General features: G+C 66.4%; 16 protein-coding genes. 10 read left to right on the plus strand and 6 right to left on the minus strand.

From position 1 onward, the window contains the following. Positions 1-19 precede the first annotated feature (19 nt). A complete protein-coding gene (locus tag QFZ23_RS06700) occupies positions 20-184 on the plus strand; it encodes a hypothetical protein (RefSeq protein WP_306921501.1) in 165 nt (54 codons plus the stop codon). A 176-nt stretch (positions 185-360) separates the two neighbouring features. Here the strand turns inward: QFZ23_RS06700 and QFZ23_RS06705 are convergent, their stop codons facing one another. Next, complete coding sequence (locus QFZ23_RS06705) at positions 361-1,095, minus strand: FadR/GntR family transcriptional regulator (RefSeq protein ID WP_306921503.1); 735 nt, start codon at positions 1,093-1,095, stop codon at positions 361-363. A gap of 190 nt (positions 1,096-1,285) precedes the next feature. On the opposite strand from QFZ23_RS06705, the gene QFZ23_RS06710 reads away from it, so the two are divergent. From QFZ23_RS06710 to QFZ23_RS06720, 3 genes are all read left to right on the plus strand, one after another. Continuing rightward, positions 1,286-1,867 carry a gluconokinase gene (locus QFZ23_RS06710; protein ID WP_306921505.1) on the plus strand — a complete coding sequence of 194 codons (582 nt, stop codon included), beginning with the start codon at positions 1,286-1,288 and terminating at the stop codon, positions 1,865-1,867. 72 nt (positions 1,868-1,939) lie between these two features. Continuing rightward, a complete protein-coding gene (locus tag QFZ23_RS06715) occupies positions 1,940-3,343 on the plus strand; it encodes a GntP family permease (RefSeq protein WP_306921507.1) in 1,404 nt (467 codons plus the stop codon). A gap of 127 nt (positions 3,344-3,470) precedes the next feature. Next, positions 3,471-3,737 carry a hypothetical protein gene (locus tag QFZ23_RS06720; protein WP_306921509.1) on the plus strand — a complete coding sequence of 89 codons (267 nt, stop codon included), beginning with the start codon at positions 3,471-3,473 and terminating at the stop codon, positions 3,735-3,737. Positions 3,738-3,770: 33 nt separating this feature from the next. Here the strand turns inward: QFZ23_RS06720 and QFZ23_RS06725 are convergent, their stop codons facing one another. Further along, positions 3,771-4,472: a type 1 glutamine amidotransferase domain-containing protein gene (locus QFZ23_RS06725; RefSeq protein WP_306921510.1), complete on the minus strand. Its 702-nt coding sequence runs from the start codon at positions 4,470-4,472 to the stop codon at positions 3,771-3,773. 96 nt (positions 4,473-4,568) lie between these two features. Then, a complete protein-coding gene (locus QFZ23_RS06730) occupies positions 4,569-5,855 on the minus strand; it encodes an SAM-dependent methyltransferase (RefSeq protein ID WP_306921513.1) in 1,287 nt (428 codons plus the stop codon). 332 nt (positions 5,856-6,187) lie between these two features. On the opposite strand from QFZ23_RS06730, the gene QFZ23_RS06735 reads away from it, so the two are divergent. The 6 genes from QFZ23_RS06735 (at position 6,188) to QFZ23_RS06760 (ending at position 11,763) form a co-directional block, all read left to right on the plus strand. After that, positions 6,188-6,655: a hypothetical protein gene (locus tag QFZ23_RS06735; protein ID WP_306921515.1), complete on the plus strand. Its 468-nt coding sequence runs from the start codon at positions 6,188-6,190 to the stop codon at positions 6,653-6,655. Positions 6,656-6,890: 235 nt separating this feature from the next. After that, positions 6,891-7,358 carry a hypothetical protein gene (locus tag QFZ23_RS06740; RefSeq protein ID WP_306921517.1) on the plus strand — a complete coding sequence of 156 codons (468 nt, stop codon included), beginning with the start codon at positions 6,891-6,893 and terminating at the stop codon, positions 7,356-7,358. Between the two features lie 156 nt (positions 7,359-7,514). After that, positions 7,515-9,146, plus strand: a complete 1,632-nt coding sequence (locus QFZ23_RS06745) for an alkaline phosphatase D family protein (RefSeq protein ID WP_306921519.1) — start codon at positions 7,515-7,517, stop codon at positions 9,144-9,146. Positions 9,147-9,266: 120 nt separating this feature from the next. After that, positions 9,267-9,518 carry a hypothetical protein gene (locus QFZ23_RS06750; RefSeq protein WP_306921520.1) on the plus strand — a complete coding sequence of 84 codons (252 nt, stop codon included), beginning with the start codon at positions 9,267-9,269 and terminating at the stop codon, positions 9,516-9,518. 243 nt (positions 9,519-9,761) lie between these two features. Further along, a complete protein-coding gene (locus QFZ23_RS06755) occupies positions 9,762-10,835 on the plus strand; it encodes an exonuclease domain-containing protein (protein ID WP_306921522.1) in 1,074 nt (357 codons plus the stop codon). A gap of 172 nt (positions 10,836-11,007) precedes the next feature. Continuing rightward, positions 11,008-11,763, plus strand: coding sequence for a ZIP family metal transporter (locus tag QFZ23_RS06760; RefSeq protein ID WP_306921523.1), 756 nt, complete (start codon positions 11,008-11,010; stop codon positions 11,761-11,763). 19 nt (positions 11,764-11,782) lie between these two features. Here the strand turns inward: QFZ23_RS06760 and QFZ23_RS06765 are convergent, their stop codons facing one another. The 3 genes from QFZ23_RS06765 to QFZ23_RS06775 all read right to left on the minus strand — a co-directional run bounded on the left by QFZ23_RS06765 (position 11,783) and on the right by QFZ23_RS06775 (position 16,064). Further along, positions 11,783-11,965, minus strand: coding sequence for a PspC domain-containing protein (locus QFZ23_RS06765; RefSeq protein WP_050934442.1), 183 nt, complete (start codon positions 11,963-11,965; stop codon positions 11,783-11,785). 148 nt (positions 11,966-12,113) lie between these two features. Then, positions 12,114-14,462 (minus strand): multicopper oxidase domain-containing protein, encoded by a 2,349-nt coding sequence (locus tag QFZ23_RS06770; RefSeq protein ID WP_306921529.1) that lies wholly within the window; start codon positions 14,460-14,462, stop codon positions 12,114-12,116. A 201-nt stretch (positions 14,463-14,663) separates the two neighbouring features. Then, entirely contained in the window at positions 14,664-16,064 is a 1,401-nt protein-coding gene (locus QFZ23_RS06775; protein WP_306921531.1) for a GAF domain-containing serine/threonine-protein kinase, read from the minus strand. Between the last annotated feature and the right edge of the window lie 57 nt (positions 16,065-16,121).

Below are 16,121 nucleotides of genomic sequence, written 5' to 3' on the forward strand. Positions count from 1 at the left end.
CCCATCCGAGGGAAACACCATGGAATTGTTCATCATCATCGTTCTTGCGGGACTCTGGGTTGCGGGCGCCACGGTCCGTGCCATCCTGCATGACGGCCGCGGCCACACTCCCAGCGAACGCTCCACTGAGGCGTGGCACGCGGGCCGGCTGCCCAGCGTGCCGTTCTCGGAGGCGCGGCTCTAGCGGTTGGCAGCTGCATCACCGGGAAGTACGACGGCGGGAGGCCGGCAACGCATGCCGGCCTCCCGCCGTCGTCGTTCAGACGCAGCGGTTAGCCGGCGATGTTCACAGAACGCGACTCAGCGTCGCTGTGCCGGGCGGCGTCCAGGTCCGCCCAGCGTACTAGTCTGCCCAGCGTCCTAGTGCAGCCCCATCGCCTCGCGAACCTCGTCCAGGATGTGGTGCATGGCGGTCTCTGCGGCCGTGGCGTCCCCGCCGGCGATGGCTGCGGCCACCTCCTCGTGGGCGTCGAGGGCCTCGGGCCGAGGCTTGAACGGCATGAGTCCCTGATGGGTTCGGCTGGTGAGCACCTCGGCCACCATTCCTTCGAGAGACGAGAACATCTCGTTGCCGCAGCTCTTCAGCAGCAGCCGGTGATAAGCGATGTCGGCTGCGAGGAACGCCTCCAGCTCACCCGCTTCACCCAGCCGCCGCAGGTCCGCGGCCAGAGCCACCAGCTGGCTGCGCTCCGTTGCACTTGCCCGGCGGGCGGCACCTGCCGCTGCAATCGGTTCGACGGCGATGCGCAGCTCTGTGAGGCTGGCGTACTGCTGGGCGCGGCGCTCGGACGCCAGGCGCCACCGGACCAGCTTGGGATCATAAAAGTTCCAGAGCTCCTGGCTCTGCACCACGATTCCCACCCGCCGGCGCGAGTAGATCAGGTTCATTGATTCGAGGACCTTCATGGTGTCCCGCGCCACGGTCCGCGACACCCCGTACTCCTGCTGCAGGCCCTCAAGGGTCAGCCGGCTTCCTGGGGCCAGGGCGCCGGACGCGATGGCCACGCCCACAGCGTCAAGGACGCGTTCGTGCATGGCGGGTGACAACCCGCCGCCGTACGTGTTGTCCGCGCGGTCTTCTGTCGCCGTCGACATGATCCTGCCTTCCTTTTGCGCTGAAGCGCTCCTCCAGCGTACCGGAAGACGAAGGCAAAGGTATGACCTGTGACACGCAAAGATAGTATCTTTGGGCCGGATTGGTGATACCTTATCTCCAGCGCAGTTCGAGTTGGGCTGCAGATTGAGCTTCTTCCACAAGCCAAAGACGTCTTCTTCGGAGGTAAAAATGCAGTATCCAGCCACGCATCTGGTGGTGATGGGCGTTGCCGGTTCGGGCAAGTCCACGATTGCCGCTGCCCTGTCCAAGCACCTCGGCTGGGCCAGCGCGGAGGCGGACGAGTTCCACCCGCAGGCCAACATCGACAAGATGAGCCAGGGCATTCCGCTGCAGGACGAGGACCGCTGGCCCTGGCTGCAGCAGATCCAGAACTGGATGACCGAACAGGCCCGGGCCGGTTACAGCACGGTGCTCACCTGCTCCGCCCTCAAGCAGAGCTACCGCAAGCTGCTGTCCGAAGCCGAAGGCCGCGTGCTCTTCATCCACTTGCACGGCGACGCCGCCCTCATCAGCCAGCGCATGCAGGGACGCGAAGGCCACTTCATGCCGCCCACGCTCCTTCCCAGCCAACTGGCCACCCTGGAGCCGCTGACCGCCGAGGAGCTGGAGGCCGGCAGCCTCCGCCTGGACATCACCCGCTCGCCGGAGGAACTCATCGGCGCCATCCTGGCTGCGCTGGAGCTCCCCTCCAACGAGGAGCTTCCCTCCAACCAGGAGCTTCCCTCCAACCTGGCGCCCGGCGCCAACTAGCTGCACCACCCGGGTGCCATGCACTTCGGGGCGCGGCACCCAACCCCAAGAAATCTGCTTCAAAGGAGAACCATGACCATCGAAGGATGGACCCAAACGCTGGGCGCAGGACCGCTGCTGCTCATCGCGGCAGTGGCGATCGGCGTCCTGCTGTTCCTGATCATCCGGCTGCGCATGCACGCACTGCTTGCACTGATCCTGGTCAGCCTCGGCACCGCCTTCGCCACGGGCATCCCCGCCAACCAGGTGGTCCCGGTGCTTATCAACGGTTTCGGGACGACCCTCGGAACCGTGGCCCTGCTCGTCGGCCTGGGCGCCATGCTCGGCCGCATCGTGGAAACCAGCGGCGGCGCAAAGGTGCTGGCCGACTACATGATCGGCATCTTCGGTGAGAAGCGCGCCCCGTTCGCGCTGGGCCTCGCCTCGCTGGTCTTCGGCTTCCCCATCTTCTTCGACGCCGGCCTCGTGGTGATGCTCCCGGTGGTCTTCGCCGTTGCTCACCGCCTGGGCGGGGGAGTGCTGCGCTACGGCCTCCCGGCTGCCGGCGCATTCTCCGTGATGCACATCTACCTGCCGCCGCACCCGGGCCCTGTCTCGGCGTCGGCCTTCTTTGAAGCGAACATCGGCCTGGTGACCATCGCCGGCCTCATCACCGCCATCCCCACCTGGTACCTCACCGCCTACCTGTACGGCCTGTGGACCGGCAAGAAGCTGCACCTCCCGGTGCCGGAACTCCTCGGCCACGCCACGCCCGAGGCTGAATCCCACCCGCCGCGCTTCCGCACCATCATGGGCCTGCTGCTCCTGCCGCTGCTCTTCATCTTCATCAACACCGGCCTGAACACCGCAGCCTCCGCCGGTGTACTGCCCGCCTCCGTCAAGAACGAACAGTGGTTCCAGTTCCTGCGCACGCTGGGCGAAACCCCGGTGGCGCTGCTCATCACGGTGTTCGTGGCGATGTTCGTCCTCGGCGCCCGCCGCGGTGTCCATAACGGCGTCCTGGAGAACCTGCTCGAATCCTCGCTGGGTCCGGTCTGCTCGGTCATCCTCATCACCGGCGCCGGCGGGATGTTCGGTGGCGTGCTGCGCACCTCCGGCATCGGCGACGCGCTGGCCGACGTCCTGGGTCACATGGGTATCCCGCTCATCCTGGCCGGCTTCCTGATCTCGTCCATCCTGCGCATCGCCCAGGGTTCCGCCACCGTTGCCCTCACCACCACCGCCGGCCTGATCGCCCCGGGCGTCGCGGCTGCCGGAATGAACGGCATGCAGGTGGCCGCCCTGGTCATCGCCGCGGCCGCCGGTTCCGTCGTCGCCTCCCACGTGAACGACGCCGGCTTCTGGATGGTGGGCCGCTTCTTCGGCATGGACGTCAAGACCACACTGAAGACCTGGACCGTCATGGAAACCCTGATCGGCGTGATGGGCTTCGGCATCTCCGCGGCCATCTTCGCCGTTGCCGGGCTGGCCGGTTAGCTACCGTTTTCTCAGGTACGACGGCGGGAGGCCGGCAGATTTGCCGGCCTCCCGCCGTCGTACTTATGTCCGCCGTTCTTGCAAAAGTGCGGCAGACTGGAACTCCTCAACCAGAAGGCGGACCACATTGATCAATCTGCAGCAGGATGCCGAAGGCTTCATCCGGATGAACCGGCATTTCCCGGAGAGCATCCTCGTCTCCGTCACCTTTTCCGACGGCTCGGTGGAGGAGGTCTCCGGCAAGCGGCTCAACCAGGCGTACGACGAAGCCCTGGCCGAGTACCGCGCACAGAACCATCTGGACGCGAAGGGCTTCTCGCGTCACCAGAAAAGCCGGTCCAACCCCGGCAACAAGGTCGACTTCGTGCGGGTCCAGCCCGGCATGGGGGACTGAGGGCGCCGCCGTTGCTGTCTGAACCAGCAGTGCCTACTCGGTGAGGGCCTTGATGACCTCCTTGGCCACGTCCTCGCTGGACTGCGGGTTCTGGCCGCTGATCAGGTTGCCCTCGCGCACCACGTGGCTGGCCCAGTCCGGGCCGGTTTCCACGTTGGCGCCCTTCTCCCGCAGCGCCGTCTCCACGAGCCACGGAGTGTTCTCGCCGGTGCCGCCGCCCAGTTCCTCCGAGTTGGTGAACACCGTCACCTTGCGGCCCGTGAAAGCGAACGCGCCGTCGTCGGCCGTGGCGCTGAGCAGGCCCGCCGGCCCGTGGCAGAAGGGCGCGATGATCTTGCCGGCGCCGTCCGCCTCCACCAGGATGCGGCCGAGGTCCTTGTCCTGGAAGAGGTCCGCCATGGGGCCATGCCCGCCAGGCAGTACGACGGCGTCGTACCCGGACATGTCGACGTCGGCCAGCACCAGCGGCGCAAAAAGGTCGACGTCGATCATGTCCAGATAGGCGCGGAAATCCTCCGCCCGCTCCTCGCTGCCAACGGTGTCCGCCTGCAGGCTGAGCTTGTCCACGGTGGGTTTAACGCCGCCGGGAGTGGCGAAGTCCACGTCATGTCCGGCCTGCTGCAGGGTCCGATGCGCCACCACCAGCTCCTCGGCCCAGAATCCCGTGGGGTGCTGGCTGCCATCCTTCATGGTCAGCGAATCGGCCGCCGAGACGACCATCAGAATGTTAGCCATTGTCCTTGCTCCTTATGTGGTTTTCTTGGTTTCGACTGGCTCTACCGGCGGCGACCGCTGACCGGGCTTGTCGAGATCTCGCGGGGACCGGTGGGTCTATTCTGCCCAGTTCCTTAGCCGCAGCGGCGGCTCCTCGCCGCCGGCCTTCTGCAGCAGCACCTGGTTCACGCCCGTCAGCCCACCCTCGAAGCCGAGTGCGCTGGCTGCCATGTAAAGCCGCCAGATGCGGGCGCGGCCGTCTGACGTCAGCCGGACTGCCTCGTCCCACTGCTCCTCGATGTTCTTCACCCAGGCCCGCAGCGTCAGTGCGTAGTGCCGGCGGAGGGCCTCGACGTCAAGCACTTCGAAGCCGCCGCCCTCCAGCGCCACGACCATCTCGCCCAGGCTGAGCATCTCGCCGTCGGGGAAGACGTACCGGGGGATGAACGAATCCGGATCTTCCTCGGTGGGACCGGCGTTCCAGGAGATGGCGTGGTTGAGCAGCCGGCCGCCGGGCCGCAGCAGCCCGTGGAGCTGCGAGACGTAGCGGCCCAGCTGTTCGCGGCCGACGTGCTCGGACATGCCGATGGAGCTGATCGCGTCGTAGGGGCCATCGGTCACATCGCGGTAGTCCTGGACGCGGATATCCACGAGTTCCGTCAGCCCTGCTTCGGCCACCCGCTTGCGGGCCAGCTCTGCCTGCTCGGTGGACAGCGTGATGCCGACGACGCTCACCCCGTACCGCCCGGCGGCATGCAGCGCGAAGCTTCCCCAGCCGCAGCCCACGTCCAGCACCCGCATGCCCGGGGCCAGTCCGAGCTTCCGGCAGACGAGGTCGAGTTTGGCTTCCTGCGCAGCATCGAGACCTGCGTTCTCGTCCGACCAGACCGCGCACGAGTACACCAGCGACGGGCCGAGCACCAGCCGGTAAAAGTCGTTGCCGACGTCGTAATGGTGCGAGATTGCTGCAGCATCGCGCTTCTTGCTGTGCCGCCTGCCGTGCTTTTCCACCCTTGCTTCCTCCGGCGGGGGAGCGGGGTTGGGGCCCAGCGCGCCAAGCCGGACGCCGGTCTTCACCAGCGTCCACACTTCGCTTGCCGTCGGCTTGCTAAACGGGCCGGGTTGGGCGAACTTGCCGGCCGAGCTGAGTGCGGCGAAGGCCGCGAAGATGTCGCCGTGCGCTTTGATCTCGCCGGCAACGTACGCCCGGCTCAGGCCCAGCTGTCCAGGCGACCACAGAATCCGCCGCAGCGCCCGGCGGGAGGTGAACTCGATCAGCGGCGCATCAGCGGGCCCCGCTTCTGACCCGTCCCAGGACCGCAGCCGGACCGGGATCTGATCTGTGCCCAGAACGATGCCCAATGCCTTAGCCAGCTTTGGCGCCACTCCAGTCGTCTTTGTCATACTTCTCGCCTCTCGTCCCCGTGTCCCAGCTCCGCAGGCTGCGCCCTTGCAGCCCCGTGGCAATAACGTACACAAGCCTCCGTGTACCGGACAGAGAGACAACCCTGTCTCGCGGGGATCACAGGCGTCCGGCCATTCCTTCGCGCCACGAATTCGCCGGAAGCCTGCCGAGGACGCCGGAAGTTTCCGGCGTTCTCGGCACGTTCCGGCGAACCGGCGGATCGGGCAGTCAGGTGAGTCGGGACTGTCGCCAGCAGCTCGACTCTGGACCGGATTTCAGGGTGGTGGGATCCTGATCGCAACTACCGTCGGAGAGGGAGGCTGATACCGCCATGGACGACTCGCCGGAGACGCGCCAGAGGCTGTCCGAGAGCATCGAGGAAAAACAGTCCGCACTCCACTCCTACCTGGAGCGGCTCCGGCCCCGCCGGCATAAGCTCACGGAATTCAGCGTTGTCGGGAGTGTGCTGGCTGCCCTGTTCACAGCGGGCCCGGCGTTCGGGGGTACTGGGTTCACTGCGGCAGTCCAGGGCATGTTCTCCCTGGACGACGCTTCCGTGGTGTGGAGGGCGCTTTGCCTGGGAGCGGTAATTCTGTCCGTCGGGGCCGGGCTCGCCACCAACTTCGCCAACTCGCAGGCTGTGGCCGAAAAGGTCACCGCAGCGGAGACGGCAATCGCCCAACTCGAAGGGCTGCAACTGTCTCTGGGCTTCGGCCACATAGCGATTGACGAAGCAGCGATGCTGTACAAGCAGTTCGTTTCCCATGTGGCGTTCGTGACTGAGGTGCCTTCGCGCTGACGGGCACCGGCGGCAGACATGCAGCAGTCGCCAGTCGACGACTCGCGCCGTCTCCCACCCCTTCCTCTTCTGTGGCTGCGGCCTTTCTGCGGCTGCGGCGAACTCTGGCCGGCGCCTTGCTGATCTGCGTCCTGTGGCAGGCGGCGGGCCCGGAGCAGCCGAGTCTGGACCGGACATGAGTGCGGTGGGATCCTGATCCAAAACGTCGACGGGGGGAGAAAGGCTGTTGCAGACCATGGACGAATCCGCGGATACGCGTCAACGGCTGTCCGAGCGCATAGACCAAAAGCAGCAGGCCATCCGCTCCTATCTGGGACGTGAGCGGCCACGACGGAACAGACTCTCGAACATCAGCATCGTGGGCAGTGCCCTCGCCGCCATGCTGACCGCCGGTCCGGCAGTGGGAGGCACGGGATTCACCGAGGCGGTCCAGGGGATCTTCTCGCTCGGCGACGACTCCATCGTTTGGCGGTTCCTCTGTTTGGCGGCCGTGATTTTCTCCGTCGCCGCCGCGCTGGCCACGAACTTCGCGAATTCCCGCGCCCTGGGCGAAAAGGTCAGCGCCGCCGAGTCCGCCAACGCCCAGCTGGAGGGCCTGCAGCTATCCCTGAACTTCGGCAACCTGGCCGTGCCCGACGCCCTCAAGCTCTACCAGCAAGCCGTGGCGCCGGTGGCGTTCGTGGATGAGGTTCCTTCGCGCTGAACTGCATAATCCAGAATGGGTTAGACCCTGCTTCTCAGGCTTAGAAGACAATTTTCATTACGTGCCAAGGAACTCGATCTGGTTTGTCACCGGCGTGCTTCACCCGGTTCACCCCGCCGTCGCCGGCCCTTAACCCGGCCGGTCAACGATGGCCCCATGACTGCCCTCACCCGCCGAAACGTCCTCAAAGGTGCCATCGCAGCTGCCGGTGCTGCCGCCGTCGCCCCTTCGCTGGTTGTCCCCGCCCACGCAGCCCGGCCGTCCGCGGTTCCGCTGGTCCGCAACCGGCTGACCCTCCCCTCCGGCATCTCCACCGGAGACGTCACCACCAACTCGGGCGTCCTGTGGTCCCGCGCGTCGGGACCGGGCCGGCTGGTGGCTAACCTGCTCGCCGTCGACGAGGACGGGTCCGCGCTCCGCGGCAGCCGCTCCTTCAACCGTGTACTGCACGGAACCACTGCCAGCGACGCCACCGACTTCACCTCGAAGATCCACGCCCGCGGCCTGCCCTCGGGAACCCGCTTCACGCTCACCCTGCACTTCGAGGACCAGGACGGCAACGCCGGCGAGACCGCCCGCGGCTCATTCAGCACCGCGCCTGGCTCGAAGGCCACCAGCCCCTGGTCCCGCGCCGCCGGAAGCAAGCGCGGCCAGAGCTTCGTCTGGACTGGCGACACCGCGGGGCAGGGCTGGGGCATCAACGAGGACATCGGCGGCATGCGCGGTTATGCGGCCATGCTCGCCACCAAGCCGGACTTCTTCATCCACTCGGGCGACACCATCTACGCCGACGGCCCCATCCCCGCCCAGGTCACCGAGCCCGACGGCCAGATCTGGCGCAACCTCGTCACCGACGAGGTCTCCAAGGTGGCCGAAACCCTCGAGGAGTACCGGGGCCGGCATCGCTACAACCTCATGGACAAAAACATCCGCGCCCTCTATGCCGAGGTCCCGGTCATCGCCCAGTGGGACGACCACGAGACCCACAACAACTGGTACCCCGGGCAGATCCTCACGGACGCCCGCTACACCGAGCGCCGCGTGGACGTCCTCGCCGCCCGCGGCCGCCAGGCCTGGCAGGAGTACCAGCCCATCGCCCAGCTCAGCGACGGCAGCACCGGCTTCGAACCGGCCCGCATCTACCGCAAAATCCCCCGGGGCCCGCAGCTGGACGTCTTCTGCCTGGACATGCGCACGTTCAAGGACCCCAACACCGACGGCAAGGAAACGAACCTCACGCACATCCTCGGCCAGGAGCAGGCCGACTGGCTCATCCGCGAGGTCAGCAAGTCCAAGGCCACTTGGAAGGTGATCTCCGCAGACCTGCCGCTGGGCATCATCGTCCCCGACGGCCCCGCAGCGCAGGAGTCCCTCGCCAACCGCGACGCCGGCGCCGCCTTGGGCAAGGAGCTCGAGATCGCGCGCGTGCTGTCCGCGTTCAAGCGCAACCGGGTTAAAAACATTGTGTGGCTCACCGCGGACGTGCACTACTGCGCCGCCCACCACTACTCGCCCGAGCGCGCCGCCTTCCGGGACTTCGACCCCTTCTGGGAGTTCGTGGGCGGGCCCATCAATGCCGGCAGCTTTGGACCCAACCAGATGGACGGCACCTTCGGCCCCGAGGTGGTCTTCTCCCGGGCCGGTGCCTACGCCGGCGAGTCCCCGCGCAGCGGCGAAAGCCAGTACTTCGGCCACGTGGACCTCCGCGAGGACGATGTCTTCTCAGTCACCCTCCGCAACGCCAACGGCATGGTGATCTTCCGCAAGGACCTGAACCCGGAGCGGTAAGCCCGCTGGTTGAGCCTGTGGGATCTCTCGGGCGTGCGGGTTTCGATAAGGTCAACCAGCGGACCGGCGGGCTGTTCTGAATGGGTAGCCACCGGGTCCCTCCGGTGGGACGATTCCATTATGAGCGAGTTCTCCCCGGATCATGGACCGCGCCTGCACGCACATGCGGCACCCACCACCCAGCAGATGCGCACCGTCGGCCAGCGAAGGCGGGACGCAGAAGAGAAGCTGGAACAGCATCTCCAGGAAGCCCGGCAAAAAGAGCATCCGCACCCCGAGGAGCCAGTCGCACTGTCGGGTACTCCGACGGCGGACGAGAACGAGAGCGGGCTAGCCGCCTCGGAGGGCGTTGATCCGAACCCAGGGCGGTAGGTTTCGACAAGTTCAACCAGCGGCGACAAGCTCAACCAGCCGGACTGGGCGGTCAGGCGTCCGGGCCGTGGCACTCCGGGCGGGGCAGGGTTTCAACGGTCTTTCATTGGCTGAATGATGCACGTCACATTTCCGCTGAGCACGTAATCCGGCATCTCTTCTGCAAGAATGGCGAAGTCATGTGCGGGAGGTCACAAGCAAAGGCGCTTGAGACCTCCCGTGCTATGCCCTGGGGAGGCAAGGATGTCAGGAATCAGTTTTACGGCAATCGACTTCGAAACGGCCAACAGCCACCGCGGCTCGGCGTGCGCCGTCGGCCTGGTGAAGGTCCGCGACGGGCACATCGTGGACACGGCGTCGTGGCTCATCAAGCCGCCGCCCGGCATCGACGACTTTGATCCCATCAACGTGGAGCTCCACGGCATTGCGGAACAGGACGTCCAGAACGCCGCCGACTGGGAGATGTCCCTCGAAGGCATCCTCCAGTTCGTCTGTGAGGACCCGCTCGTGGCGTTCGACGCCGCCTACGACGCCTCCGTGATGCGCAAAGCCACCGAGCACCAGCACCTGGACCTGCCGGCCACGGACTTCTACTGCGCGCTGCACCTCGCCCAGGACCACCTGACCCTGCCGCGGCACCACCTCAGCGACGTCCTCGCCGCCCTGGATCTTCCGCCGGTCGGGCGGCACGAGCCGCAGTCGCACGCGCTGGCATGCGCCCAGATTGTGCTCGCCATTGCGGCCACCCGCGGCTTCTCCACTCTGGCCGAGGTTTGGGAACAGCCGACGACGGCGGTTGGCAAGCGCCGCCGTGGCCGGCGCGTCCGCACTGACGCCGACCCGGACGCTGAAGCACCCGGCGCCGGACGTGCGGAACCTGATGCTGCATCTGAAGGACGGGATGAGCCTGATGCCAACCTCGCCGTGGCGCCCCACGCCGGTCCGGAACAGAGTGCCGACCGCATCGGCACCGCGGAGGCCGGCAGGGCCGACGCCGGTACCGCTTACCTGCTGCAGTTGAACCGGGCCGAGGTTGAGCGCGCTGACTTTGACAGCATTGAACGGAACGCGACCGCCAAACCGAAAGCCGCGAAGCGCGCGTTCAGTACCGCAGCGGGACTGGTGCTGTTCGCGCTGGGTGTGGCGGCCGCCGTCGGGCTCGCCTACCTCACCGGACTAACCATCCGCTTCTTCGCCGCCGGCCAGACCGTCACAGCTGCAATGACACTCGCCGCAGCCACGGCCACCATGTGGGCGACCTGGGCAAGCATCACCCGCGGCTGGCACCGGCTCCGGCCCGCACCTGACCCGCTGTAGCTGACCCCCGGTAACAGACCCCCGGTAACTGACGCGCCGCATCTGCGGCCTGCCGCCACGGGTTGGTACGTCCCGTCTGCGAGAATGCTCGTGGACCAGGGGCGGGCGCAACTGAACAATGCCGTCCCTCCAGCTCAACGAGGCCTCGCGGCCCGTGGAAAGGCGGACACCCATGCCCATGTGGGCCCAGGCGCTCTTTTGGGGAACTCTTGCCGGCGGAGCGCTGGTTCTCGGCTCGGGACTGTCCTGGAAATGGAACATCCCCGCGAAGCTTGTCTCCTCGATCATGGCGTTCGGCGCCGGCGTCCTCATCTCCGCATTGGCGTTCGAACTCGTCGACGAGGCCGTGCAGGGCGGTGGACTCTGGCCCACGGTCCTCGGCTTCCTCGCCGGCGCGGTGGTCTACGTGGGCGCCAACGCACTGCTGGCCCGCTCCGGAGCCAAGCACCGGAAGCGGTCCAAGGGTCAGCAGCCCTCCGAAAAGGACGCTCCGGGCAGCGGCACGGCCATCGCCGTCGGGGCACTCCTGGACGGCATCCCGGAATCCGTGGTCCTCGGCCTCGGCCTCATCACGGCAGGCACGGTGAGCCCGGCCATGCTCGCCGCTGTCTTCATCTCGAACGTCCCGGAAGGGCTGTCCAGCACGGCGGGCATGAAGAAAGCCGGCCGCAGCGCCAAGTATGTCTTCGGGGTGTGGGGCGGCATCGCGCTGCTGTGCGGGCTCGCGTCGCTGATCGGTTACACGGCGCTTGAAACCGCGCCGGACAGCATGGTTGCCTTCATCACCGCCGTCGCCGCCGGCGGGATCCTCGCCATGCTCGCGGACACGATGATCCCCGAAGCCTTCGAGGAGCACCACAACCTCACCGGCTTGGTGGCTGCGGTCGGCTTCCTCTCCGCCTTCACCATCCACCACGTCGGCGGGTAGTTCTCCTTTTTCGGGAGGCCTAACGCTCCTTGGGGATGAGGATCCACAGGGCGATGTAGACCAGTTCCCCGACACCGAACAGGCCGAACAGCACAAAGCCGATGCGGACCAGTGCCTTGGAAATACCAAACCGCGCAGCCAGCGCCGCGCAGACGCCCGCGATCATCTTGCCGCTCCTGGGGCGGACCATACCAGCTTCCATGCCGCCACAGTAGCAGCCGGTTGCGCGTGAGTCAGCGGCCGGGACTGTTGCACTTTTCGGGTCACCAAAAGTACCCCGGCGACGGGAGGGCGGCGACGCTGTCGCCCTCCCGCCGTCGAGCTTTAACGAGCGGCCCCTGGGCACCCGCTCAGGCCGCGGTGACCGTCACTGTCCGCGTGGCGAGCACCTCCGACGTGATCCAGTGCAGGAAGCTGATGCTGATGGTGTACTTCCCCGGAGTCGGCGGGCGCAGCAGGAAGTCGAACTTCTCCGCGGCGCCGGACTTGATGATGTCGGTCAGGAGCGGCTGCCCGGCCACCGACGGGTGAACCGCGGGTCCTGTGGGGCTGGGCGTGGTCCAGAAGGGCCGGCCGTCGTGGGCGATCAGCTCGGCGATTTTCGCTGGCCTGCCAGCCGAGTCCGTGATCTTCGTCAGCGTGGGGAAGTAGTCCACGTTGACCATGCGTACCAGAGTTGGGTACTTGCCGGCACGCGCCACGTTGGCCCGCATCTGGGAGATGGCCCAGACTATGTCGTCGCCCCTTGGCCGGCTGGGGATGTTGCCGCCCAGGAGGAAGAAGTGCTTGGGCTCGAAGCGGTTGAGCCCCGCATCCTCGCCGTTGAGTCCGGCAGCATGGTTCAGTTCATGCCACCTCGGATCAAGCGAGTAGGGCGCGATGAAGGTTTCGGTGGCGATGTCATACAGCGGACCTTCAAAGCTATGCCGGCGCGTCCCGGCGGGCGCCGGCAGAGCGGGGTTGGGGCGGGGATCAACGACGATAGCCCCGAACATGCCCATCTGGACGTGGAGTGGTGTGTTGACGTGGCAGTGGTAAAAGTAGGTGCCTGCCGCGCCGCGGTTGGGGTTGCCGCGTTCGGCGACGTCCGGCCTCCACTGGTAGGTGTAGTGTCCCGTGACCTCGAAGGAGGTGTGGCCCACGCCGTCGTTCCGCGGGTCCGGTTCAATGCCGTGCCAGTGGATGGTGTGGACCCTCTTGCTGGGCTTGAGGGTGGCTTGGAACAGCTGCCCCTCCTGCATCCTCACCGTTGTTCCGGGGATCTGGCGTCCGAATTTGTTGCCCTCGAAGCTCCACATCTCATGCTCGGAGCCGTCCGGGAAGGTGAACTTCCGGTTGAAGAAGTCCATCAGGAGGAAGACGTCAGGCTTCTGCGGGAATTCGGTTTCCGGGCTGCCCTCATGGGGCTGATCGGACGAGAAGTCCACCTGGCTCCTGAACGTGTGGTGCGGATCGGCGGCCGTGGGCGGCGTCCCTTGGACGGGGGCGGGCTGGCCGGCCAGCACCCAGTCCGCCACCAGGCCGCCGGGATACAGCCCGCCGCGCGCCGTCTGGGACGGCTCCGCGTGGCAGTGCATGGGATACGTCCAGTCCTCGTCCCTGGTGTTCCACACCTGGTCGATCGCCTCCGGCGGCCTCCGGACCGGAAGGATTGCCTCCTTGCGCTCCAGCGGCTGCAGCTGGACGGTGTCCTCCCACTGCTGGAGCACCACATCCCCCTGGGGCGACACCCGGCCGTGCGACCGGGGAAAGTCGATTCCATTGGCACGCACGGTCCACACATGGTTGCCGTGGTAGTGCAGCTGGTGATCCACGATGCCGGCGTTGAGCATCCGCATGAGGTGTCCAGTGCGGATGGCCCCGGCTGACGGCGTGGCGCTGAAGTTGCGCACATCCGTCTCCCGCGGATGGCCTGAAGGCAGGGTGTCCTCATGCCGCCGCTCGTTGAACTCCAGGTCAGTGGTGACGGCGAGTGACTGGAACCCGGCGAACCCATTGATGGTGAAGTAGTCCGGCACCGCCGGCGTGGCACGAGGATCGACCGTCTGACCCCTCGACGCGATCCGGGCCCAGTTGGAATCGACGTCGTGGCACAGCCACAGCCACTGGCGCTCGAACTCCGCCGCGCCCGGGGCAAGCCGCCAGGCATTGCGGGGGTCGATCACCACCAGTGCTCCGTAGAGGCCCAGCGTCCGTTCCACCGGCTGGTTGCCGGGGTCTGTGTACACGTAGGTCCCAGGCAAGGGCGCAGGAAACCTCAGGAGCTTCGTTTTTCCGGGAGCGACCTGGCCCGAGCCAATGTCCGCCCCGCTCGGGCCGGCACGATGGAACCGGATCTCATGCGGTTGCGCGAGGTTGTTGTGCACCATGATTTCGATGGTGCTGCCCGTCTCGGCGATCAGAGTCCGGGGCGGAAAGAAGCTGGCCCAGTAGCCTCGCCGGGCAAGGAACTGCCGGGTGAATGAAGGGTCCGGCCGCAGCGGCGACGGCCTTCCATGCGGCGGCAGCGGCGCACCCAGCGGATACGTCCTGCTGGCCGCAACCCGGCCGTTTGCCGTGATGACCCTCGGGGTAAGCGCCAGTGCCGGGTTCGGATCGTTGACCGCGGTGCGGCGGTCCCCGAAGCCCCGATGGTAAACCAGCGAGCCGTCCACCATCGCAACGAAGCCGTCGTTGATGTGGATGTCCAAGACTGCCATTGCCGACCTCCTGTGTATTGGAGGCGGGAAAAAATGCTGAACACAGGTCCAAGTCGCCCCCAATTGCGCTTACAGATAGCACCCATGGTGGTTGCAGCAACCTAGGAAAAACTTGTGGTGCCTGTGGGGAAGAGGCATGTCCTGACATACACCCCGTCGCTTTTACTGCCCGACGTTACTATCGACGCCGGATGGCGGCGCCTAACTGACGACGGCCGGACCCTGCGGAGTGCCGGGCAGGCCTGCGGCCGCCTCCAGCCGCAGTTCCAGATCGGCCATGACCATCGCGGCCAGGTCACGCAAATTGGCGCTTTCCTCCGGTGTCATGGTGCGCGGTTCGAAGTCCAGGATGCACAGGGTTCCCAGATTGTAGCCGCCCCGGGTCTTGAGGGGAGCCCCGGCATAGAACTTCAGTCCGAACTCGCCCGCGACCAGCGGATTGAGCAAGGTCCTCGGATCCTCCGGGGCGTTCTCCACCACCCAAAGCTCGTCCTGCAGGATCGCTGACGCGCAGAGGCCGGGGTCCCTGCTGATCTGCTCCACGTCCACGCCGTGGTGGGACTTGAACCAGATCCGGTCATGATCCACGATCGACACGATGGCCACCGGCACTGAGAAGAGCCTGGAGGCCAGCGCCGTGATCCTGTCGAAGGCGCCGTCCGGGGGAGTGTCGAGGATGCCGTAGCTGCGCACCGCCTCCATCCGGGCTTCCTCGTCGGCGGGAATGACGCTGGCGTCCACCTTGTGCTTTCCGCGGCTGCTCAGGGACAGCTCATACAGGGCCTGGCTCACCTCGGTGGTCGAGGGCCTGTCATCCGGATTCCGTGCCGTCATGGCGGCCAGGAGCAGCCGCCACTCCGGTTCGACGTCGTCAGGGATACAGGGGTCGTCCATCAGGCGAGCGAGGGCGCTCTGGAGCGGGTCGCCGGGAAATGCCTGCTGCCCGGTCAGGCACTCGAGCAGCACCAGGCCCAGCGAGTAGACATCACTGGGCGGCCCGATGGGCTCGGCCTTCGCCTGCTCCGGGCTGAGGTAGCCGGCGGTGCCAAGGAATCCGCCGTCGTGCAGGTCCGGCGCATCAGCCATCAGCGCGATGCCGAAGTCCGTCAGCTTCGCATGCATCCGGGCTGTGTCGTGCTGGTAGTCGAAGACCAGGATGTTGCCCGGCTTGACGTCCCGGTGAACCACGCCGCTTTCATGGATGTAAGCGAGGGCGTCCGCCACGTCGTAGCCGATCTCCGCCGTGTGCCGGGAGGAGAGCGGGCCTTCGGCGAGGCGGCGCTTGAGATCAGGGCCTTCCACCAGCTCCATCACCAGGTAGATGCGGGTGCGGCAGGGCTCTTCGCGGTCGATGCCGGCGTCAAGGAGCGTGATGAGGCTGTGGTGGTTCAGGGCCGCGAGGATTTTTACTTCGGCGTCGTCGTCGCGTGTTGCTTCCTGTGATGTGGTGCGTCTGTTGACGACTTTGAGGGCTACCTCGCGCTCGAGGGACACGTCCACTGCCCGGTACACGTTGGCCATGGCGCCGGAACCGATCTGTTCCACCACCCGGTACCTTCCGCCGACGACTGTGCCTTCTGCAATGCCGGGTTGTACGGCCATTAGGTACCTTGATTTTCCCGCCGGGCCCCCCGGGCCGGCGTTATAAGTGCGTTGAAG

Origin of the sequence: Arthrobacter globiformis, from assembly GCF_030818015.1 — a bacterium.
Classification (GTDB): domain Bacteria; phylum Actinomycetota; class Actinomycetes; order Actinomycetales; family Micrococcaceae; genus Arthrobacter; species Arthrobacter globiformis_C.